Consider the following 19,529-nt stretch of genomic DNA (forward strand, 5'->3'; position numbering starts at 1 on the left):
GCAGAAGGCAGGAAACGATGTACGCGTCGATGTGGTTGATCCGGTTGCGGCACACTCTCTTGCCCGGGCGTGACACCGTGGCCCGGCCGTCGGCCGCGAAGGGGACGTTCACTCCCGGCAGCCGCGTCCGCGGGCCGCGACGGCCGCTTCCGGTTCGACGGTCACCCGCGGGCGCAGGGGCCGGGCTTCGAGGCCCTCGACGTCGATCACCAGGAACCAGTGGGCGTTGGCCGGGATGTGGATCTTGAACATCGGTGCGGTGGCCACCCCGCCGTGCATCCGGTAGTACTGCCGGCGCCGGTAGGCCTGGAAGTTGACCGCGGTCAGCAACCTGACGTTGGCCATCGCGTCCAGGCGGACGGTGACCACCGCGTCTCTTCGCACCTTCCCCAGGTCGAACACGCTCGCTTCCATTTCGTCCCTCTTCCACGCGTGGTTTTTCGATTCGAGTTCGGCGGTCGCGGGCAGCGCGGATCGCGCCGCGGAGCACACGACGGGCGGAAGATCGGAACGGGACTAGCCGGGCCCGGTGCCCGGTTCGGAGGGCCGCCACAGCGGCACGAAGTCCCCGTGCGCCCAAGGGGACGCCCGGAAGTGGTGCGGAGCGTTGCCCGCGCTCAGGCAGGCGGGCGGGAAGCCGGACCCGCTGCCGGAGGCGACGTCGGAAGACGACACGGGCAGGCCGGGCCGGGCCGGCGCCGGGCCGGGCCCGGGCCGGTGGCCGCCGACGAGCTGCGGCCGCGGCTGGTGAGCGGCACTTCGCCGCGGCGAGGAGGGCGAGGAGTGAGCCGAGCAGGGCGGGCCGATGCGCCACGCTTGCCCGGCGGCGGGGTGAACGGCAGCCGCGGCAACGAGCGGCTGATCCGGCAGCGCGACGGTCACCCGGGCGGCCGGGGGAACGGCCTGGACAACGGCCCGGGCCCCGGCCGGTCCGACCACCTCGGCCACGGGAACGACGACGGGTCGCCCGACCCCGTCGGCAACGGGGGCGAGCAGGCCGGGCAGCGCGGGAGAAGCGGCGCCGAGCACCGGGCCGGCGACGGGCTTGAGCAGGTGGTCCAGGGCACCGACGAGATCGCCGACGGGCGGAGCGAGAACGGAGACAACCGGCGAGCCGACCCCGGCGACGGCCTTGGTCACCGGGGAGAGCAAGGTCTTCGCGGCACCGGTGACGGGCTCGACGACGGGAAGGGCACTCCGCACCACGGGCGCCACCACCGCGGCGACGGTCCCGGTCACCGGCAAGGCCACCACACCTGCGCCCCGCGCCACCGGCCCGGCGGAACGCACGACCTTGGTCGCCGGCGTCACAACAGTTCCGACGGGTTCGCCCACCGGCGAAACCACAGCACCCACCGCACGCCCCACCGGCTCAGCAGAACGCACAACCTTGCCCACCGGCGCCACAACATTGGCCGCAGCGCCCGCGACCGGCTCCCCAGAACCCGCAGCCCGCGACACCGGCTCAACCGCCGCGGCTGTGCTCGCCGCAACAGGGGTAGCAGCCAACCCACCCGCCCGTCCCACCGGCCCAGCCGCACGTCCAGCAGATCGCACGGCACCCACCGCCGACACCCCGGCCGCGCTCGCCCCGGCAGGCGAACCAGCAGCACCCGTCGCGGCAGTCCGGCTCACTGGCACACCCGCACCCGACACTGTCCGGGCGACCGCTTGAGGAACCGGCGGCACGACAGCTCCCGGAGCCCGCAGGGCTGCCCGGGGCGCGACCTCGACCTTCGGCAGGCGGCTCGCGTCCTGCAGAGGCGAAACCACCGCCCCGATCGGATCCTCGGCCTGAGGCGCCGCGTCGGCGTCGGCGGAGGTCAGCCACGTCACCAGCCAGAAGCCGGCCACCGCGCCCGCCAGTACCAGCAGCCTGCGAGCGGCGACGGACGCGCCGCCCACCTCGCGAGCCCCGGTCACGTCGGCGAACCTCCACGGTGAGAACAGGCATGGGACGTACCCTCCAACGGCTCCGGTCACACCCCTGCTACGGGCCGCCTGGCGCTTCCACTCGTCCGGCCTAGTACCTCGGTGTCACCACGGCCGACCGGAGACTCCAGTCGGGTGAGGTGGATGGACCAGGTGCCCGCGCGGCGGTACCTCCGCCGAAATCAGGCTTCCTGCGCCCGCCGCTGTCCTGACAGCGCTCCCAGTGCCGTGACGCCGTGCTGCAGGCCCTCGCGGAACGTCGCGCGCTGGCCCGGGCTCAAGTCGGCCAGGAGCGCGTTCTCCAGCTCCGCGACCGCCGGTGCGCAGCCCGCGAGCAACGCGCGCCCGGCGTCGGTGAGGCCGGCCAGCAGGACGCGCTTGTTGCCCGCCTTCGGGGTCCGCGCGATCAAGCCGCGCTTTTCCAGCGTCAGCACCATTTCGTGCATGGTCTGCGGGCGCAGGAACGACCGGCGGGCCAGCTGCGCCGAAGACAGCGCGCCGCTGGCTTCGAGCACGGTCAGCGCCGTGTACTGCAGCGTGGTGAGCCCGAGCGGCCGCAGGGCGTCGTCGAGCAGGGCCCTGATCACCAGCTCGAGCCGTTTGACCAGGTACAGGGTCAACGGCGCGCCGGCGGGGTGCTCCTGGGCGGAGGTGCTCACGGCGCCCATCATGACACGCCCCCGCCGCTATGCTCCGATCATGGACCTCGGTCGGCAGACCCGCGTGCGGCAGGCGTTCGACACCTTCTTCGGCACCGCGGAGCCGCCGTCGGAAGACCACGTCCTCGAACTGTTTCGCCGCACCGCCGAAACCGTGCCCGCGTACCGGGAATTCCTGCGGGAGCACGGGATCGGGCCGCAGACCGTCGGGACGATGGCCGAGTTCCGGGCGCTGCCGCTGGTCGGCAAGGACGGCTACCACCGGAAGTACCCGCTGCCCGAGCTCTGCCGCGGCGGCACGTTCGACGGGCTCGACATGATCGCCGTCTCGTCCGGCTCCAGCGGCCACCCGACCGTCTGGCCCCGGGCGCTCGAAGACGAACTGCACGTCGCGAGGCGGTTCGAGCAGGTGCTGGCCGGTGCCTTCGAGGCCGATCGGCGCCGCACCCTCGCCGTCGTCTGCTTCCCGCTCGGCACCTGGGTCGGCGGCCTGTTCACCACGGCGTGCGTGCGCCACCTCGCCGCCAAGGGCTGCCCGATCACCGTCGTGGCGCCCGGCAACAACAAGGCCGAGATCCTGCGCGTGCTGCCCGAGCTCGCGCCGCACTTCGAGCAGGTGGTGCTGCTGGGCTACCCGCCGTTCGTCAAGGACGTCGTCGACACCGGCCTGGCCGAGGGCGTCGACTGGCCCGCGTACGCGGTCAAGCTCGTGCTGGCCGGCGAGGTGTTCAGCGAGCAGTGGCGCGAGCTGGTGGCCCGGCGGGCCGGGATCGCCGACCCGGTCCGCGACATCGCTTCGCTGTACGGCACGGCCGACGCGGGCGTGCTCGGCACCGAAACCCCGCAGTCGGCGGGCATCCGCCGGTTCTTCGCCGGCCGCCCGGACCTGGCCCGCGAAGTCTTCGGCGACGCGCGGCTGCCGACGCTGGTGCAGTACGACCCGGCGAGCCGCTTCTTCGAAGTGCACGAAGGCACCCTGGTCGTCACGGCGGACGGCGGCATCCCGCTGATCCGCTACCACATCGCCGACGAGGGCGGGCTCCTGCCGCACGCCGAACTCCTCGGCTTCTGCGCCCGGCACGGCTTCACGCCGCCGCCGGGCCCGGAGCTGCCATTCGTCTACGTGTTCGGCCGCTCGCTGTTCACGGTGTCGTTCTTCGGCGCGAACGTCTACCCGGAGAACGTCACGGTGGGTCTGGAGCAGCCCGGCATCAGCGACACCGTGACGGGCAAGTTCGTCATCGAGTCGGTCGAAGACGCCGACCGCGACCGGCGGCTGCGCATCACGGTCGAGACGGCGCCGGGTGCCACCGCCGACGCCGGCCGGATCGCGGCGGCCGTGCGCGACCAGCTGGTGCGGCTCAACAGCGAGTTCGCGCACTACGTCCCGGCGGAGCGGCAGCTGCCGGACGTCGTCCTGCGCCCGGCGGGCGACCCCGGGTACTTCCCGGCCGGGGTCAAGCACCGCTACACGCGGCCGTCCTAGCGCCGTCGCCGCAGGTCAGCGCCGTTGTGACGGCGGAATTCCGCTGGCGCCGCCCCCCGGCCGACGGATATCCTGCGCGGAAGGCCGGGTCGTCACCCGATGAGCCGGCTGCCTGTGCGGGCAGGGGGCGGTTCTCATGCCGAGCGTCGAAGAAAACCACGACCGCTGGACGAACTACGCATGGACCGGCAAGGGCGATGAATGGTCGGTCGGCTACGGCGGCACCGAAAGCATGTGGGCCTGGGCGATCCAGCCGAGGATCGGCCCGTTCCTGCCGTCGGCGCACACACTGGAGATCGCACCCGGGTTCGGCCGCGCCACGCAGTTCGTCCTGCCCGCCAGCGACAAGCTGACCTTGGTCGATCTCGCCGAGCCGTGCATCGAGGCCTGCAGAAAGCGCTTCGCCGGCCACGAAAACATCGAATACCACGTGAACGACGGACGATCGCTCGACATGGTCGCCGACGGCACGATCGACTTCGCGTTCAGCTGGGATTCCCTGATCCACGTCGAGGACGACGTGGTCGAGGGCTACCTGGCGCAGCTCGGCCGCAAACTGCGTCCCGGCGGCACCGGCGTTTTCCACCATTCCAACATGGACTCCTACCGGGACGCCAAGACCGGTGAGCTCACGATCGGGAACGAGCACTGGCGGGCGACGAGCATGTCGGCCGCCAAGTTCCGGCGGTTCTCGGCCGCGGCCGGCCTGCGCTGCGTCGCCCAGGAGCTGATCCCGTGGGGCGGCACGGACTTCACCGACTGCATCTCGGTGTTCCGGCGGGACGCCGGGCGGACCCGCCGCAAACGCACCGCCCAGATCCGCAACAGCCGCTTCTTCGAGCAGGTCCAGCAGCGGCGGGCGGCGGAAATCCGCGAGGTGACGAGCCTCTACCGCAACGCCGGCTGACCGGCCGGTGCGCCTCAGGGACGCGCGAGCTTGCGGAACCGTTCGCGGCGCTCGTCGGCCGACGACCCGTCGGCGATGTCGTCGTCGAACCACGAGCACAGCGCCGCCCACAGCTGCGCGCGGGCCGCGAAGTCGTCCGCGGCCAGCGGGGTCTGCTCGAGTTCGGCCACGTCCGCCACCAGGTGGTCCAGGCGGCGGTCGCACAGCCGGACGTACTCGCGGACGAGGATGTCCGCGTCGAGGCCCGTCTTCGCGCGCGGGCCCGCCGCGCCGCGGAGCTGGGCGTGCAGGCTTTCCTCGCAGTACAGCGGGAACCCGGCGATCGAGCCGGGGTAGCCGGACTCGGCCGCCCACTCGCGGAACGCGCAGATCGCCTGGTAGCGCGTGTACCAGTCCTGCTTCCCGGCCGCCAGGTCCGCCAGCTTCCGCCAGGCGTCGCGGTCGGCGGCACGCCAGCGATCGAGGGTGCGGCTGTCCGGCGGCGGGCCTTCGTCGAGCGCGCGGGCGCGCCAGAAGTGCGCCCGGCAGCCGGCGATCTCGGCGACGAGCCGCCGGACGTAGCCGACCTGTTCCCAGACGTGGGCGCGCTGCGGCCGCAGTGGCGCCGCGCGGTCCGGCGAGAAGGTCACCATCTCGAAGACGCGGAACAGCTCGTGGCCGCGCAGGGCCGCGAGGTCCGGGTCCTCGCCCATCACCCAGGAGCGGCGTTCCGGCAGCCGTCCGCTGTGGCTGATCGTCGCCGCGTGGTAGAGCTCGCGGACGGCACGGCGGGCCACTTCGTCCCGCGCCTCGCCGAGCAGCCGCGGGTTGCGCGCGCGGTCGCGCAGGTCGCGTTCGCCGCGCGGGCCGACTTCGAGCATCGCGACCGCGTACACGCTCGCCGCGTTGTAGCACTCCTCCCACGACCGGCGGGGCCCGGCGGCTTCGACGGTGGCGTCGAGCGCAGCCGGGTCCGGCGGCCAGCGCCGGTCCGGGCAGACGTCGGCCAGCCGGACGCGGCTGCCGGGGTAGGCGGGCTGGGGCTCGGGCACCGCGCCGGTCACCGGCTCGACGTCCGCCATCGCCCGCCGCACCACCGACCAGACCAGGGACAGGTCGAGGGCGCGGTTCGTCAGCTGTTTCCAGCTGCGGCGCCAGCGGCGGCCGAACCGGCGGTAGTCCTCGATGAGCCGCTCGATTTCGTACTGCGACAGCGCGCCGAAGTACGAGCGCATCTCGGCGGCGCGCTGGTTGTACTCCGCCAGCTCCTCCGGCGACGCCTCGCTCACCAGGATTTCCGGCACCGGCACGCGCAGCACGCGCCGGTGCAGCTCGAGCCGCTTCTCACGCGGGATCGCGTACGGGCGCGTCCGGACGTCGAGGTCGACGTACCGGCGGAAGCGCAGCTCGATCGCCGCCCGCAGCTCGGCGCGCCGCTGGGCCCGCGCGTCGCCGGGGGCGCCCGCGGTGGTGCGCCGCACCCACCAGGACCCGGCCACGGAGTCGCCGTGGCCGAGGACGAGCGCGTGCCGGTAGCGGGCGATGAGCAGGGCGACGTCGCGGCCGCGGCCGGCGTGGCGGGGCTGGCGTGCGAAGTCGGGGCCGATCCACCAGCGGGCCAGCCGCGGGTGCCCCCGGCTGCACACGGTGATCACGTCGTCGTACGTGGCGAGCGCGTCGAGGTGCAGGTCGAGCTGCTCCTGGAGGGCGGCGATCTCGAGCCTGACGTACACGTTGGCCGGGTCGAGGCTGACCGCGCGGTAGTACTCGGCAAGGGCCTCGTCGTAGCGGCGGTAGGCGATGAAGTGGTTGGCGCGCTGGTAGGCGTCGAAGAGCTCGTACGGGATCTTCGCGCCACGCCAGGCCGCCCAGTGGATGTTCGAGCGCACGTACGCGCTGCGCGGGATGACCAGCGCGGCCACCGCGTTCGCCGCGCGGTGCAGCACGCGCGGCCAGTTGGCGTCCTCGATCACCAGCGGGCTCGCGGCGAAGCGCGGGACGCGCACGAGCTCGAGGATGAGCTGGTGGCGGCCGGGGGTGTTGCCGGGCCGGACGGTGCCGGTGACGGTGAACGCGGCGGGTGGCTGGGCCAGCCGGATCACCTTCGTGACCGCCTTCCACCAGCCCTCCGCGGCATCGCCGGCGTGCTCGACGATCTGGAGGAAGTCGTAGGAGCTGCCGGCACCCGGCACCGGCGTCGGGGTGTAGAGGCGGGAGTCGTTGAGGAACCGCTTGAAGGTGGCGGTCAGTTCGACGGCGGAGTCGATCTCGCGGTCGTGGCTGCCTTCGGGCCGCTCGTCGACGAACACCCGGATGTCGATCTGGTTGGCCCGGTAGGCGGCGCTTTCCAGCCGCGCCCGGCCGGTGAAGTACAGCGTCAGGACGGCGGAGACGAGCACCACGGACGTCTGGAGCACGGTCCAGGTGATCACGGCGGCGACCTTCGGGTCGCGCACGAACGTCCAGGACTGGAAGAACGGCAGGTAGGGCACGACGGCGAAGCCGGCCGCGACGAGCCCGGCCGTCACCGCCGCGAGCCACCACCGGATCCGGTGAGCCGCGGGCAGTTCGGCTTGGTCGAACCCCCCGAATCGCCGCGCGTGCACGATCGATCACCCCCTCGTGTCAGGTTACTCGCACAGGGGGTCGGTTCTGTTACGGGCCGTGATCCGGCAACCCGGCCGCTCGGGGACGTCCGGCCGGTTCGACGACCTCGGCCGGCGCCGGCCTTCGCACCGGCGGTGGTCGATTGTTCACCGGTTCGCTTCCCATCCGGTTACTCCCGATGGTTCACCTAGTGCAGATGCACTATGCTGAGGGCTCACGGTTGAGCCGTCAGCCGCTGCCGGACGTTCCGCGCCCGGGCCGGCAGGCTGCCTCGTGTCCGGCATGCCCGTCCCCCGCCGTCCGGTCCGCCCCCGCTGCCCGAGGAAAGGGTGTGCCGCGATGGTCCCGGAACCACGCTCGCCCGACCACCAGCTCACCACCGCCGGCCGGTTCGACGCCGGCGGCCTCATGTCCCTGCGCGTGCTCTCCCCCGGCGCCCGCACCCTACTGGTCGAGGTGACCGGCGAGGTCGACCTCGGCACCGCCCGCCGCCTCGACGCCGTCCTGCAGGACCGGGTCCACGGCGAACTCGACGAGCTCGTCATCGACCTCGACGGCGTCACGTTCTTCTCCGTCGCCGGGCTGAACTCGCTGCTGCGCGCCCAGCTGCTCGCCGACTCGGCCGGGGCCCGCCTCACCGTGGACGCCGGGCGGTCGCGTGCGGTGCGGCGGCTGTTCACGCTCGTGCCGACCGGCTTCGACTGCGTCGCGAACGTCCGGCCGGCCGGGTGAGGTTCACCCGGCCGCCTGGCCGCCCAGCCGCCGGACGGCCTCGACGATCGCCGCGTTCGGCGCGCCCTTGACCAGGTATTCGGTGACCCCGGCCGCGGCCAGCCCGGCGATCGAGGCCCGGTCGGCGTAGGCGGAGAACGCCAGGATGGCGGTGTCCGGGCTGCGCCGGGCGATCTCGCGGGCCGCCCGGGCCCCGCCGCCGCCCGGCATCCGGACGTCGAGGACGGCGACCGTGGGCCGGTGCCGCTCGGCGAGCAGGATCGCCTCGTCGGCGTCGCCGGCCACCGCGACCACGGCGATGCCGTCCTCGGACTCCAGGACCTCCTTGAGGACGTCGCGGATCATCACGTCGTCGTCGGAGATCAGCACGCGCAGCTCGGTCACGGTTCCGGCTCCGTCACGTCGGGCAGCAGGGGCAGCCAGAACTCGACCACGGTGCCCTCGCCGGGCCTGCTGTCGACCGAGAGCCAGCCGTGCGCCGCCTCGGCGCGTTCGTGCATCTCGACCAGCCCGAAGTGGCCCGCGCCGGCGTCGCCCCCGGCCGTGCCGACGCCGTCGTCGGTGATCCGCACCAGCGTGCCGTTGTCCACTGTGGACAGCGTGACGCCGACCCGGGTGGCGCGGGCGTGCCGGTGGACGTTGCTGAGCGCCTCCTGGCAGATCCGGTACACGGTGATCGCCGCTTCGGGGGACGGCTCGGCGGTGAGTTCGTCGCGCACCTCGTGTGCCAGCCCCCAGCGGCCGGCGACGTCGTCGGTGTAGGCCGTCACCGCTTCGACCAGGCCGTGCCGGTCGAGTTCCGGCGGCCGCAGCCGGGAGACCAGGCCGCGCAGGCGGGCGATCGCGGCGCCGACCGACTCGTCGAGGCCGGCGACGGCGCTCGCGTGCGGTTCCGGCAGCCGGGAGGCCAGCAGCTGCAGGCGCATGCCGACGGCCACCATGGACTGGATCGACTCGTCGTGGACGTCCCAGGCGATCCGGCGCCGCTCCACCTCCTGGGCCTCGACGAGGTGCCCGACCAGCCGGCGGCGCTCGCGCAGGGCCTGCTCGGCGTTGCGGCGCTCGGTCATGTCGCGGGTGACCTTCCCGAAGCCGTGCAACCGCCCCCGCTCGTCGTACAAGGCCGTGATCACCACGTTCGCCCAGAACCGGGTGCCGTCCTTGCGCACCCGCCACCCCTCGTCCTCCAGCCGCCCCTCCGCGACCGCGACCTCCAGCTCCCAGGCCGGCTTCCCGGCGGCGACGTCTTCGGCCGGGTAGAACACCGAGAAGTGCTTTCCCATGATCTCCTCGGCCGTGTACCCCTTGATCCGCTCCGCGCCCGCGTTCCAGCTCGAAATGTGCCCGCCGGTGTCCAGCATGAAGATGCCGTAGTCCTGGACGCTCTGGACGAGCAGGCGAAACCGTTCCTCGCTCTCCTGCAGCGCCAGCTCCGCCGCGCGGCGTTCGGTCATGTCCCGGGTGACCTTCCCGAAGCCGTGCAACCGCCCCCGCTCGTCGTACAAGGCCGTGATCACCACGTTCGCCCAGAACCGGGTGCCGTCCTTGCGCACCCGCCACCCCTCGTCCTCCAGCCGCCCCTCCGCGACCGCGACCTCCAGCTCCCGGGCCGGCTTCCCCGCCGCCACGTCCTCCGCCGGGTAGAACACCGAGAAGTGCTGCCCGATGATCTCCTCCGCCGCGTACCCGTTGATGCGCTCCGCCCCCGCGTTCCAGCTCGAGATCCGGCCCCCGGTGTCGAGCATGAAGATCCCGTAGTCCAGCACTCCCTGCACCAGCAGGCGGAACCGGTCGTCGTCCATGCGGCAACTCTGCCGGATCGGCACCCGCCCGGCACGGTCACCCGCGGCTCAGCCCGCGAGCTCGGCCGAGGAGGCGGACAGGACGCACCAGACCACCTTCCCGCGGCCGTGCCGCTCGGTCCCCCGCACCGAGGACAGCCGGTCGACGAGGGCGAGACCCCAGCCGCCGTCGTCCCCCGCGGGGCGCCGAACCGGGGGCGCCGGGTTGTCGTCGAAGACCTCGATGCGCACGTCCCCGCCGTCGACGCTCAGCCGCAGGACCGGTTCGCCGCGGCCGTGGCGCAGCGCGTTCGTCGCGAGCTCGGTGACCACCAGGAGCGCGTCGTCGACGGCGGCGCCGTCGGTCCAGGCGAGCAGGGCCAGCCGGGTGAACCGGCGGGCGAGGGCGAGCCCGCCCGGCGAGCCGGTCAGCACGCACTCCGCGGTGAGCGGGACAGGGATGGTCACGACGCAAGCCTGCTCGAAGCGCACCCGGCGGCGCGAGATGCAAAAGCCCCCACCCGGCTGGTGCAGCTGCATCAGCCGATGAGGCCCTCCCGGCGCGCCACCGCGACGGCTTCGAGCTTCGACCGCGCGCCGAGCTTTTCCAGCACCCGCTGGACGTGGTTGCGCGTGGTGTTGCGGGAGACGCCCAGCCGACGGCCGATCTCGTCGGTGGTCGCGCCTTCGGCGAGCAGGTCGAGGGTTTCGCGTTCCCGGGCGGTCAGCGCCGCGCCCCCGCCCGCGCCCCGGCCGGTGAGCCGGTCGAACACGCCGGGCAGCAACTCCGGGTCGAAGACCACGCCGCCGGCGGCCACGTCCCGCACGGCCGATTCGAGCACGCCGAGCTGCGAGGACTTCAGCAGCAGCCCCGCACCGCCCGCCTTGGCCACCTGCACGGCGACCGCGGGTGTCGCGTCGCCGGTGAGCACCAGCACCCGCGCGCCACCCGCGCCGAGCTGCGCGATGACGCCGAGCGCGTCGCCGTCGGCGAGCCGCCGGTCCAGCACCACGACGTCCGGGCCGTGTTCGAGCACGTCGGCCACCGCCTCCGCCCGGGACCGGGCCCGGCCCACCACGGTGATCCCGTCGGCGCGGTCGAGCGCCAGCTGCAGCGCTTCGGCGACCATGTCGTGGTCCTCGACGAGCAGGACACGGACGGGTCGGGGCTCCTCGGCGCTGCTCACGGTGTTCCCTCACTCCGGTGGCGTCTGGACAACCGGGTCTCCGCCCCGAGGCCGGGGGCTTCGCCACCCGGACCCCCGAAACGGTGTGAGCGCCCATCCTAGGCGCCCGGGCCCGGGATCGCCGCCGGTCACCAGGCGGGCGAGCTCGGCCGCAGCAGCCCTTCGGGACCGGTGACCGGCAGCCAGTCGACGAGGTCCTCGTGGTGGCCCGCCGCCCGGAACACCGGCGGCCGGACCGAGCCGGCGGGCGGCCCGGCGACCCGCAGCAGCTCGAGGAACCGGGCGACCGCGCCGGGCGGGGGCAGGACCTCCGGGCCGCCGAGCCGCCGCCGGCCGGCTCGACGACCGCCGACCAGCCGTGCACCTCGTCCCAGAGGAGGGCCAGGTCGTGCCCCGGCCGGTCCGGGGGCGTCCGGTCGAGGGCGACGTACCCGGCGGCGGGCACGTCGAGATCGAGCGCACACGATTCGAAGCCGACGCCGACCGCCTGGGCCACCCGGGCGAGATAGGCACGCAGCCCCCGGGCGAAGTGGTATTCGACGTCCCTGCCGAAGCCGATGAGCGTGTTCATGGTTCCGCCTCCCGCACCCGCTGCAGGCCCGGAATACCCGATTCGGCGACCGATCACACTTTCGTGTTTATTCTTCGATGGCGCCACCGACCGACCGGAGATGCGCGCGGAAAGTCAAGGACGGATTCGTTTTGCGGGCCGCGAGGAATTCACCGAACCGCAGCTGCTCGCGCAACGGTTCGCCGCCGCGGATCCGGTCGGCCTGCCGGCGTTCGGTGTCGCGGATTCCTTCGGCGAGGGTGAACAGTTCACCCGCCCGGGCGAGCGGGACGAAGAGGACGCCGTCGTCGTCGCCGAGCACGAGGTCCGCCGGCCCGATCCGCCACGTCCCGACGATCGCTTCGGCCAGCCCGCCCTCGACGCGCGGCCCGAGGCTGAGCGGGCCGGTGGGCAGCGAGCCGAGGCTGAACACCGGCAGGCCGATGGCGCGGATGTCGGCGGTATCGCGGTGCAGGCCCCAGATGACCACGCCGGCGAGCCCGGCGGCCCGCGCCTCGAGGACGACGAGGTCGCCGACGCAGCTTTCGTCGAGCCGGCCGCCGTTGTCGACCACCAGCACGCCGCCGGCGGGGGCGTCCTCGAACGCTTCGAGGAAGACGTCGACGCTGCCGACGTGCCGGGCCGGCACGGCCGGGCCGAACAGGCGGCTGCCCGGCACCACCGCGCGCGTCGGCGCCGGCGCGCAGCGCACCGGGAGCCCGGCGCGGATGCACGCGTCGGCGAGGTGAGCCGTGGTCAGCGTCGCGAACCGCTGTCTGAGTCCATCGTGGTCCATCCGCCGAATCTAGCCAGCGGTCTCGGCGGTCAGCCACGCCAGGTATTCGGCGCTGCCGCCGGTGATCGGGGTGGCGACGACCTCCGGCAGGTCGTAGCCGTGCAGCTGCCGGAGGCGTTCGGTGAGCGCCGGGACGCGCTCGGCGGTGGTCTTGATTTCGACCCGCCACTCCTGGTCGGTCTGCACCGCGCCATCCCACCGGTAGACGCTGGTGATCGGGCCGACGACCTGGGCGCAGGCGCCGAGGCGGGCGTCCACCGCCTGGGTGGCGAGCTCGCGGGCCGCCGCTTCCGAGCCGGTCGTGGACGTCACGATCACGTGTTCTGCCGCCATACCCGCGAGGCTACCGGCGCCGCGCCCGGGTCAGGTCGTCGTCTTCGTGCTCGTCGTGGTCGGCGGGGTCGTGGTCGTCGTCGGTGTGGTCGTCCTGGTCGGGGTGGTCGTCGTGCGGGGTGGCGTCGTCTTGCGGCGGGTCGTCGGGGCGTCCGTGCGCGGGACCACCGTCGCGTGGGTCGTCTGCGGTGTCTCCGGCGGCGGCAGCGTCACCAGCGAGGCTGTCTCGCTCGCCGAAGTCGTCGACGGCGCCGGGGTGTTCCCGGCCGGGCTGCCGCCGGAGCTGGCCACCGCCACCGCCACGCCGCCGATCGCCACGACCGCCACCGCGCACAGGCCCACCACCACGCCGCGGCGGGAGGCCCGCCGGCCCGGGGTCGAGCCGCCCTTGCCCAGCGCCGGGGGCGGTGTGCCCGCGCCGAACTCGGGCATCGCCATCGCGCGCGTCTCCTGCCGCGGCGACGGCACCCGCGGGGCGTCGGCCACCGGCGGGACCGCCGGCCTCGACTCCGTCGCCTGCACCAGCCCGGAGCGACCGGAGGCGAGCGCCGCCGCGCCGAGCGCGACGCCGTACTTCGGGTGGATGTCGACCGCCGTCGGGCGGCCGAGCTCCGCGGACACCAGCTGGGACACCAGCGGGATCCGCGACGAGCCACCCACCAGCAGCACGGCACCGAGGTCCGCCGGACGCAGGTTCGCCGAACGCAGGGCGCGGTGCAGCGAACCGATCGTCGCCGTGAGCGACGGGCGGATCATCTCCTCGAACTCGCCGCGGGTCAGCCGGACCTCGGTCTGCACCGACGGCAGCAGCACCGGCACGGCCACTTCGGTGTCCGCGGACAGGGCTTCCTTGGCCAGCACGCATTCCTGGCGCAACCGCACGACCGCCGCCACCGCGCGCGGGTCGTCCGGGTCGATCTCCGCCAGCTTCCCGTCGAGGGCTCGATCGACGTGCCCGAACACGGCCTCGTCGAAGTCGATCCCGCCCAGGCCCTCGATGCCTTCCGGCGTGCCGAGGATTTCGAAGCCGCCATTGCGCTTGCGGAGCACGGTCGCGTCGAACGTGCCGCCGCCGAGGTCGTACACCGCGACGACCGCACCGTCGTCGAGGCGTTCCTGGGCCGCGTAGTGGGCCGCCGCGGCCTCGGGCTCGGTGATCAGGCCGACGCGGTCGATCCCGGTCAGCTTCGGCACCTGCTCGAACAGCTCCCGTTTGTACGGTCCCCAGTTCGCCGGGTGGGTGAGCGTGATCCGGTCCGGGCGGCCGCCCTGCTGCCCGGCGACCGTCCGCACCACGTATCCGAGCAGGTGGGCCATCAGCGACGCCACCGAGTGCGGCGCGCCGCCGAGCAGCACCGGTGTCGGGTCGCCCAGGCGCCGCTTGAACTCCCGGGCCACCCGGTCGGGTTCGACCGCCGCGCGCCGGCTCGCCGCGTCTCCGACGAGCACGCCGCCGTCCGCCCGCAGCAGCACCACCGACGGGATGGCCGCCGTGCGGTCGCCGAGCGTGACCATCTCGACGTGACCGGCCCGGTCGACGGCGGCGGCCGTGAAGGTGGTGCCGAGGTCGATGCCCAGTCCGTAACCCATGTCAGCCTCCGCCGGTGTCCGTGTGGTCCGGAGCCGGGTGGTCTCCGGGGACCGGCTCCTCGAGGTGGTCTTCGTGCGCCGGCGGGTCGTGGGGTGCCTCCGGCGGCGGATCGTGCGGCTCCGGCGGCGGGTCGCCCGGCAGGTGCCGCGCGTCCGGCAGGTCCTGCGCGTCCGGCAGGTGCCGCGCGTCCGGCACGGGGTCCGGCTCCGGCTCGTGGTGCCGCGGCGGCTCGAACGGGTGCTCCTCCGCCGCGGTGCCCGGGTGCCCCGGTGGCTCGAACGGGTGCTCCTTCTCCACCGGGTGCGCCCGGGTGCCGGTGACCTCGCCGGCGTCGTGGTGCACCGGTTCGCGTCCGGCGCCGAAGCTGTGCCGCGGGACGGGGTGCTCGGCGAGCGACGCCGAAGCCGCCAGCGTGGTCTCGACGGCCACCGGCGTGCTGTCCACTGTGGACGGGACACGGGCGATCGTGACGACCGGCGGGGGCGGCGTACCGGGCACGGCCGGCGCCGGGGCGGTGACCTGCGCGGTCACCGTGGCACCGCGCCCCTTGTCGGCGATCACCTCGGTCTGGTGGATGGTCGGCCCGGTCGGCTCGCCGAACGGGTCGTCGGCCTTGGCCTGCTCGTCCACGACGACCCCGACCTCGATCCCGGGCGGCCCGGTCTCGGCCTCGTCGAGGAGCACCGTCTCGTCCTGGAACACCTCGATGTCGCCGTGCCCCGGCGCGTCGGGGGTGAGCTCGTAGGTCAGCGAACCCTCGTGCTCCACGGTGATCGTGCCGTCGGGGTTCTCGTGGATCACGATGTCGGCGTCCTGGACGATGTCGATGTCCGTGTCGCCGGGGGTCCCGTCGCCGGGGACGACGAGGTGCTGGTGGTCGACGTACACCTCGTCGTGGCCGTGGTTGTGCACCACGAACCGCTCGGTCGCGTCGATGATGAAGTTGCCGAACTCGTCTTCGCGGACGTCGATCTGTTCGAACTCCTCGACGGTGGGCAGCTCCGCCAGCGGCAGGCCGCCGGCGGTCTCCGGGTGCCAGACCGTGCCGGTCTGCGCTTCCACGTGGCCGTCCTCGCCGCGGGTGACGGTGCTGGTCTCGACCTGCGGCACGTACTCGTGGGCTTCCGGCGGGGCCTGCGCCGCGACCGGTTCCGGCTGGGGCGGAGGTGGCGGCGGGGGCGCGCCCGGCGTCAGCAGGTTCCCCGCCACTTCGGACGCGACGGCGCCGGCGACGGCCCCGGCCGCCCGCTTGATCTTCTTCGGCAGCTCGTTCACGACAGGACCTCCGCCCTGGCTTCGCTGAGCAGGATTCCTTCGCAGGTGCGGACCAGCACGCGCGCCGCGTCGCGGATGTCGCGCGGGGACGCGGGGTGCTCGGCGCGCCGCTGCCACCTCAGCAGCTGCGCGCCGAGCGCCTGCCGGATCGCGGTGCGGCCCGCGTCGCCCGGCAGGCCGAGGCGGCTCGGCACGTCCACCCCGGCCGCACCGAGCAGCCGTTCCGCGTCGCGGGCTTCGTCGGTGGTGAACAGCACGACGCCGAGCCGGATCGAATCGATCAGCCGGATCTCGGCGAACTCGTGCGCCCCGGCGACGATCCGCTCCCATTCGTGCAGCAGGCCGCCGGTGCGGTCCGGGTAGGCGCGCAGCACCTGCTCGGCCGCCTGCAGTGCCGACCGGGCCTTGAGCACGTCGGCCCGCGCCGCGAACTGGGTGGTCAGCAGCGACCGGAGGCGGTGCAGGCCGCTGCGGGCGAGCAGCTCGCCGGACAACGCCCGGGCGCCCGTCACCAGCTCGCCGCCGACCAGCTCGACCGCCAGCCGCACGCCGAACAGGCCGTAGCGGGCCAGCAGCTCGGCGCGTTCGGCCGCCGGGACGTCCACTTCGGCTTCGCCGGCGAACCGGTCGGCCGATGTCAGCAGCCTCGCCACCTCGGTCTCCGGCGCGGCCGCGAGCCGCCGGAACGCGCGGAACTCGGACTCCTTGAGCGTCGCCGCGGAGCTGGCCAGCAGGCCGGCCACCGGGACCACGGTCTGGCAGAGCCCGCGGACGCGGGGGTCGCGGGCGTAGCGGCCGGCGATCTTCGCCGCCGAGTCGAGCGCGTCGGCCCGGGCGTGCCCGACTTCGTCGGCCTTCGCCAGCACGCCGATGGTGTTCACCGGGCGCCGCTGCGCCGGGTCGTCGTGGAAGGCGTCGAGGAAGCGGACGTCGTCGCCGTGCACGTGCCGCATCAGGTACACCACGGCGTCCGCGGTGCCCACGCCGTCACCCTCGGGCACCAGCGCCGCTTCGGTGCGGCCCGAGACCTCCGCGCGGGCCGAACCGAGCCCGGGCGTGTCGATCAGCGTCATCGCGCGCAGTGCGGGCGACGGCCAGTCGACGACGAGCCGGTCGACGTCTTCGGGCGCCATGCCGAGCTCGAGCCCGAGGGTGCCGGACAGCCGTCCGAAGGGCAGCTGGCGCGGCATGCCGCGGACCGGGTGCAGCATGATCCGGTAGGTCGGCCCGTTGCGGTACCAGGTGACGACCCGGGTGCACTCCCCCGCGTCGGTCGCCGCCAGCTCCTGGCCGACGAGGGCGTTGAGCAGGGTGGACTTCCCGGCCTTGACGCGGCCGGCGATCGCGACCCGCAGCGGTTCGGCGAGCCGGCCGGCGATCTGCCGCAGCTGCGGCTCGGCGGGCGAGCCCGCGTAACCGGCGCACGCTCGGGCGACGAACCCGCGGACCTGGAGGTGGAGCGGCGTCATCGGGCCACCGCCTTCACGAGCTGGGGAGTGCTGCGGACGGTGAGCTCCTCGGCCCGGCGGCCCAGCACTTCGAGGGCTTCGATGTCGGCCTCGAGCCGCTTGAGCTCCGCCGCCTCGGCGTCGTCGTCGACGACGGCTTTCTTGGCGTTCGCGAGGGCTTCGGTGAGGGAGCGCTGAAGTTCCTCGACGCGCGCGCTGTAGGCGTCCCGGAGCTCTCGCTGGACGGTCCGCATCGCGTCGCGGGAATCCTTGCCGACCTGGAGGTTGAACTCGTCGACGAACCGGCGCACCGCCGTCTTGGCCAGGCCGCGGCGCTTCTCCAGCTGCCGCTTGCGCTCGTCGACGAAGCCGGACCGGCCCATGAGCAGGCCGGCCGCCACCCCGAACGGCGTCGGGATGGCCAGCGCGGCCATCTTGGTGAGCATCGAGAACATCAGGAAGCCGCTGTAGGCCTTCTGGAACGCGGCCATCCCGGTGGCGCCGCGGGTCTTGACGCCGGTGAAGGAGGAGTCGATGTCGATCTCCTCGACGACTTTCACCGGCGCCTGGACCTCGCGCGGCAGCACGGCCTGGGATTCGGCGAGTTCGAAGTGGTCGGCGACCCGGCCGGCCAGAACCCTGGCCTGCCTGACGAAGGTCGTGTAGTTCTCGAGCGTCTCGTTCGCCAGGCGCTGCCGCAGCCACTTCTCGAACTCGGCCCAGTTCTTGGCGGGGTCGCCCTCCTCGATGGCCTCTTCGGCCTCGTGGAGGACGCCGCGGGAGCGGGCACGCAGGTCGTAGTCCACATCGGACGAAATGTCGGCGAAGCCGTCGAAGAGCAGCTGCTGCCACTTGGCGGACTGGCTGCGCAGCGCGTCGACGCGGTCGTTGACCCGGTCGAGTTCCGCGACGAGCGCGGCGGACTGCTCGGGGTGGGCGAGCGCGGTGCGGCGGGCGCGCAGCCCGGCGTGCAGCTGGCCGACCGCGGACCCGACGTGCAGGCCGACGGCGTTGAGCGCGGCCCGCTCGGCGTCCCCGACCACCCCCTGCAGGCGCTTGACCAGCTGCGGGAAGCCGGATTCGACGTTCATCTCCTGGTCGGCCGAGCGTGCGGCGACGGTGCGCAGCTCCGACGAGACGGCGACCGTGTCGATGGGGATGCCGCAGGCTTCGAGGTGGCCGGCGTTGAGCTCGAGGATGCGCCGCCACTGCGGGTAGAGGTCGATCTTGGTGAGGACGAAGAAGACGGCCGGGCAGAGTTCTTTCACCGTGCGGAGGAACCGCAGCTCGGCGCCGGTGAGCTCCTGCGAGGCGTCGGAGAGGAAGAGGACCGCGTGCGCCCGCGGGAGGGAGCTCACGGTGACGGCGTTGTGCAGCGAGCCGAGCCCGCCGACGCCGGGCGTGTCGACCAGCACCAGCCCGCCGGAGAGCAGCTGGCGGCTGATCGACGCGGTGACCGACTTGAGCTTGCGGACGTTGCCGGGATTCCCGGCTTCGGAGACATGGTTCGGGAGGTCTTCGAGGGAGATCCGCTCGGTCCACGGCGGCGACGACGGGTCGGCCGGCTCGTAGGTCGCCAGGGCCCCGGACTCCGGCGCGAATCGGACGACGGTCGGCACCGCGGTCGCGATGTCGTCGTCGACCGGGCAGATCTTCGCGGTCAGCAGTGCGTTGATGAGCGAACTCTTGCCCTGCTTGAATTCCCCGACGACGTAGACGGTGACGTCGGGTTCGGTGAGCAGGCGCCGGGCGTCGGTGAGGCGCTGGACGAGATCGTCCCGCCCGTAGGCCTTCGCACCCTTGACGGCCAGGTCGAGGGTGTCGAGGGCGATGCGCCCCCCGCCACTCGGCTCCTGCATGACCGCTCCTCTGGTTCGTTCACGGGGTCTCCGGCGCCGGCTCAGTAGTGGTCGACGTCGTGGTGGTGGTCGTGGTGGTCGGCGTGGTGACCGTGGTCGTGGCCGCCGTGGTGTTCGTGGCCGTGGTGTTCGTGTTCGTGGCCGTGGTGCTCGGTGGCCGCCTGCTCGTTGAACTGGTTGCCGCCGTGGTGGCCCTGGGCCTGTTCGTTCTGGAAGATGTTGCCGTGGCCGCCCGTGGAAGCCTGCTCGTTGAACTGGTTCCCGCCGTGGCCTTGGCCCTGTTCGTTCTGGAAGATGTTGCCGTGGCCGCCGGTCGAGGCCTGCTCGTTGAACTGGCTCCCACCGTGACCACCGGAACCCTGCTCGTTCTGGAAGATGCTCCCGTGACCACCGGTCGAAGCCTGCTC

At 73.3% G+C, this 19,529-nt stretch carries 18 protein-coding genes and 1 pseudogene; 4 read left to right on the top strand and 15 right to left on the bottom strand.

Annotated elements, in window-relative coordinates; translation table 11 throughout:
• Positions 1–108 precede the first annotated feature (108 nt).
• From ACWED2_RS37765 to ACWED2_RS37775, 3 genes are all read right to left on the bottom strand, one after another.
• Positions 109–414, bottom strand: a complete 306-nt coding sequence (locus ACWED2_RS37765) for a DUF1883 domain-containing protein (protein WP_449695308.1) — start codon at positions 412–414, stop codon at positions 109–111.
• A gap of 102 nt (positions 415–516) precedes the next feature.
• Positions 517–1,239, bottom strand: coding sequence for a hypothetical protein (locus ACWED2_RS37770; RefSeq protein ID WP_449695309.1), 723 nt, complete (start codon positions 1,237–1,239; stop codon positions 517–519).
• Positions 1,240–2,114: 875 nt separating this feature from the next.
• Complete coding sequence (locus tag ACWED2_RS37775; protein WP_449695310.1) at positions 2,115–2,603, bottom strand: MarR family winged helix-turn-helix transcriptional regulator; 489 nt, start codon at positions 2,601–2,603, stop codon at positions 2,115–2,117.
• A 28-nt stretch (positions 2,604–2,631) separates the two neighbouring features.
• Here ACWED2_RS37775 and ACWED2_RS37780 point away from each other — a divergent pair, with 28 nt between their 5' ends.
• Together ACWED2_RS37780 and ACWED2_RS37785 are read left to right on the top strand one after the other, a co-directional pair.
• Entirely contained in the window at positions 2,632–4,077 is a 1,446-nt protein-coding gene (locus tag ACWED2_RS37780; protein ID WP_449695311.1) for a phenylacetate--CoA ligase family protein, read from the top strand.
• A gap of 136 nt (positions 4,078–4,213) precedes the next feature.
• Positions 4,214–4,984, top strand: a complete 771-nt coding sequence (locus ACWED2_RS37785; protein ID WP_449695312.1) for a class I SAM-dependent methyltransferase — start codon at positions 4,214–4,216, stop codon at positions 4,982–4,984.
• 14 nt (positions 4,985–4,998) lie between these two features.
• On the opposite strand, the gene ACWED2_RS37790 is transcribed toward ACWED2_RS37785, so the two are convergent.
• Positions 4,999–7,569, bottom strand: coding sequence for a hypothetical protein (locus tag ACWED2_RS37790; RefSeq protein WP_449695313.1), 2,571 nt, complete (start codon positions 7,567–7,569; stop codon positions 4,999–5,001).
• A 340-nt stretch (positions 7,570–7,909) separates the two neighbouring features.
• Here ACWED2_RS37790 and ACWED2_RS37795 point away from each other — a divergent pair, with 340 nt between their 5' ends.
• Positions 7,910–8,302 carry an STAS domain-containing protein gene (locus ACWED2_RS37795; RefSeq protein ID WP_449695314.1) on the top strand — a complete coding sequence of 131 codons (393 nt, stop codon included), beginning with the start codon at positions 7,910–7,912 and terminating at the stop codon, positions 8,300–8,302.
• Between the two features lie 3 nt (positions 8,303–8,305).
• On the opposite strand, the gene ACWED2_RS37800 is transcribed toward ACWED2_RS37795, so the two are convergent.
• From ACWED2_RS37800 to ACWED2_RS37850, 11 genes and pseudogenes are all read right to left on the bottom strand, one after another.
• Entirely contained in the window at positions 8,306–8,686 is a 381-nt protein-coding gene (locus ACWED2_RS37800; RefSeq protein ID WP_449695315.1) for a response regulator, read from the bottom strand.
• A complete protein-coding gene (locus tag ACWED2_RS37805) occupies positions 8,683–10,104 on the bottom strand; it encodes a PAS domain-containing sensor histidine kinase (protein WP_449695316.1) in 1,422 nt (473 codons plus the stop codon). The genes ACWED2_RS37800 and ACWED2_RS37805 overlap by 4 nt, the downstream gene beginning before the upstream one ends.
• Positions 10,105–10,152: 48 nt before the next feature.
• Complete coding sequence (locus ACWED2_RS37810) at positions 10,153–10,551, bottom strand: ATP-binding protein (protein WP_449695317.1); 399 nt, start codon at positions 10,549–10,551, stop codon at positions 10,153–10,155.
• 71 nt (positions 10,552–10,622) lie between these two features.
• On the bottom strand, positions 10,623–11,270 hold the full coding sequence (locus ACWED2_RS37815; protein ID WP_449695318.1) for a response regulator transcription factor: 648 nt from the start codon (positions 11,268–11,270) through the stop codon (positions 10,623–10,625).
• A gap of 128 nt (positions 11,271–11,398) precedes the next feature.
• Positions 11,399–11,841, bottom strand: a pseudogene (locus ACWED2_RS37820) (DUF6292 family protein).
• A 67-nt stretch (positions 11,842–11,908) separates the two neighbouring features.
• On the bottom strand, positions 11,909–12,616 hold the full coding sequence (locus ACWED2_RS37825) for an RraA family protein (RefSeq protein ID WP_449695319.1): 708 nt from the start codon (positions 12,614–12,616) through the stop codon (positions 11,909–11,911).
• A 9-nt stretch (positions 12,617–12,625) separates the two neighbouring features.
• Positions 12,626–12,949 (bottom strand): divalent-cation tolerance protein CutA, encoded by a 324-nt coding sequence (gene cutA, locus ACWED2_RS37830; protein ID WP_449695320.1) that lies wholly within the window; start codon positions 12,947–12,949, stop codon positions 12,626–12,628.
• A 30-nt stretch (positions 12,950–12,979) separates the two neighbouring features.
• Positions 12,980–14,539, bottom strand: a complete 1,560-nt coding sequence (locus ACWED2_RS37835) for an Hsp70 family protein (RefSeq protein ID WP_449695321.1) — start codon at positions 14,537–14,539, stop codon at positions 12,980–12,982.
• Between the two features lies 1 nt (position 14,540).
• Positions 14,541–15,815 (bottom strand): hypothetical protein, encoded by a 1,275-nt coding sequence (locus tag ACWED2_RS37840; protein WP_449695322.1) that lies wholly within the window; start codon positions 15,813–15,815, stop codon positions 14,541–14,543.
• Positions 15,812–17,284 carry a dynamin family protein gene (locus tag ACWED2_RS37845; RefSeq protein ID WP_449695323.1) on the bottom strand — a complete coding sequence of 491 codons (1,473 nt, stop codon included), beginning with the start codon at positions 17,282–17,284 and terminating at the stop codon, positions 15,812–15,814. Before ACWED2_RS37845 ends, ACWED2_RS37840 begins: the two co-directional genes overlap by 4 nt.
• Positions 17,281–19,122, bottom strand: coding sequence for a dynamin family protein (locus tag ACWED2_RS37850; protein WP_449695324.1), 1,842 nt, complete (start codon positions 19,120–19,122; stop codon positions 17,281–17,283). The genes ACWED2_RS37845 and ACWED2_RS37850 overlap by 4 nt, the downstream gene beginning before the upstream one ends.
• 47 nt (positions 19,123–19,169) lie before the next feature.
• Between ACWED2_RS37850 and ACWED2_RS37855 the strand changes: the two genes are divergently transcribed.
• Positions 19,170–19,529, top strand: a 360-nt coding sequence (locus ACWED2_RS37855; protein WP_449695325.1) for a hypothetical protein, incomplete at its 3' end; no start/stop codon positions are given.

The organism is Amycolatopsis sp. NPDC005003 (genome assembly GCF_053600695.1).

Bases quoted from the DNA above. Each gene is read 5' to 3' on its own strand.
- ACWED2_RS37835 (WP_449695321.1), bottom strand. From the start codon at position 14,539: ATGGGTTACGGACTGGGCATCGACCTCGGCACCACCTTCACGGCCGCC.
- ACWED2_RS37780 (WP_449695311.1), top strand. From the start codon at position 2,632: ATGGACCTCGGTCGGCAGACCCGCGTGCGGCAGGCGTTCGACACCTTC.
- cutA (WP_449695320.1), bottom strand. From the start codon at position 12,949: ATGGCGGCAGAACACGTGATCGTGACGTCCACGACCGGCTCGGAAGCG.
- ACWED2_RS37765 (WP_449695308.1), bottom strand. From the start codon at position 414: ATGGAAGCGAGCGTGTTCGACCTGGGGAAGGTGCGAAGAGACGCGGTG.
- ACWED2_RS37785 (WP_449695312.1), top strand. From the start codon at position 4,214: ATGCCGAGCGTCGAAGAAAACCACGACCGCTGGACGAACTACGCATGG.
- ACWED2_RS37795 (WP_449695314.1), top strand. From the start codon at position 7,910: ATGGTCCCGGAACCACGCTCGCCCGACCACCAGCTCACCACCGCCGGC.
- ACWED2_RS37805 (WP_449695316.1), bottom strand. From the start codon at position 10,104: ATGGACGACGACCGGTTCCGCCTGCTGGTGCAGGGAGTGCTGGACTAC.
- ACWED2_RS37775 (WP_449695310.1), bottom strand. From the start codon at position 2,603: ATGATGGGCGCCGTGAGCACCTCCGCCCAGGAGCACCCCGCCGGCGCG.
- ACWED2_RS37850 (WP_449695324.1), bottom strand. From the start codon at position 19,122: ATGCAGGAGCCGAGTGGCGGGGGGCGCATCGCCCTCGACACCCTCGAC.
- ACWED2_RS37825 (WP_449695319.1), bottom strand. From the start codon at position 12,616: ATGGACCACGATGGACTCAGACAGCGGTTCGCGACGCTGACCACGGCT.
- ACWED2_RS37845 (WP_449695323.1), bottom strand. From the start codon at position 17,284: ATGACGCCGCTCCACCTCCAGGTCCGCGGGTTCGTCGCCCGAGCGTGC.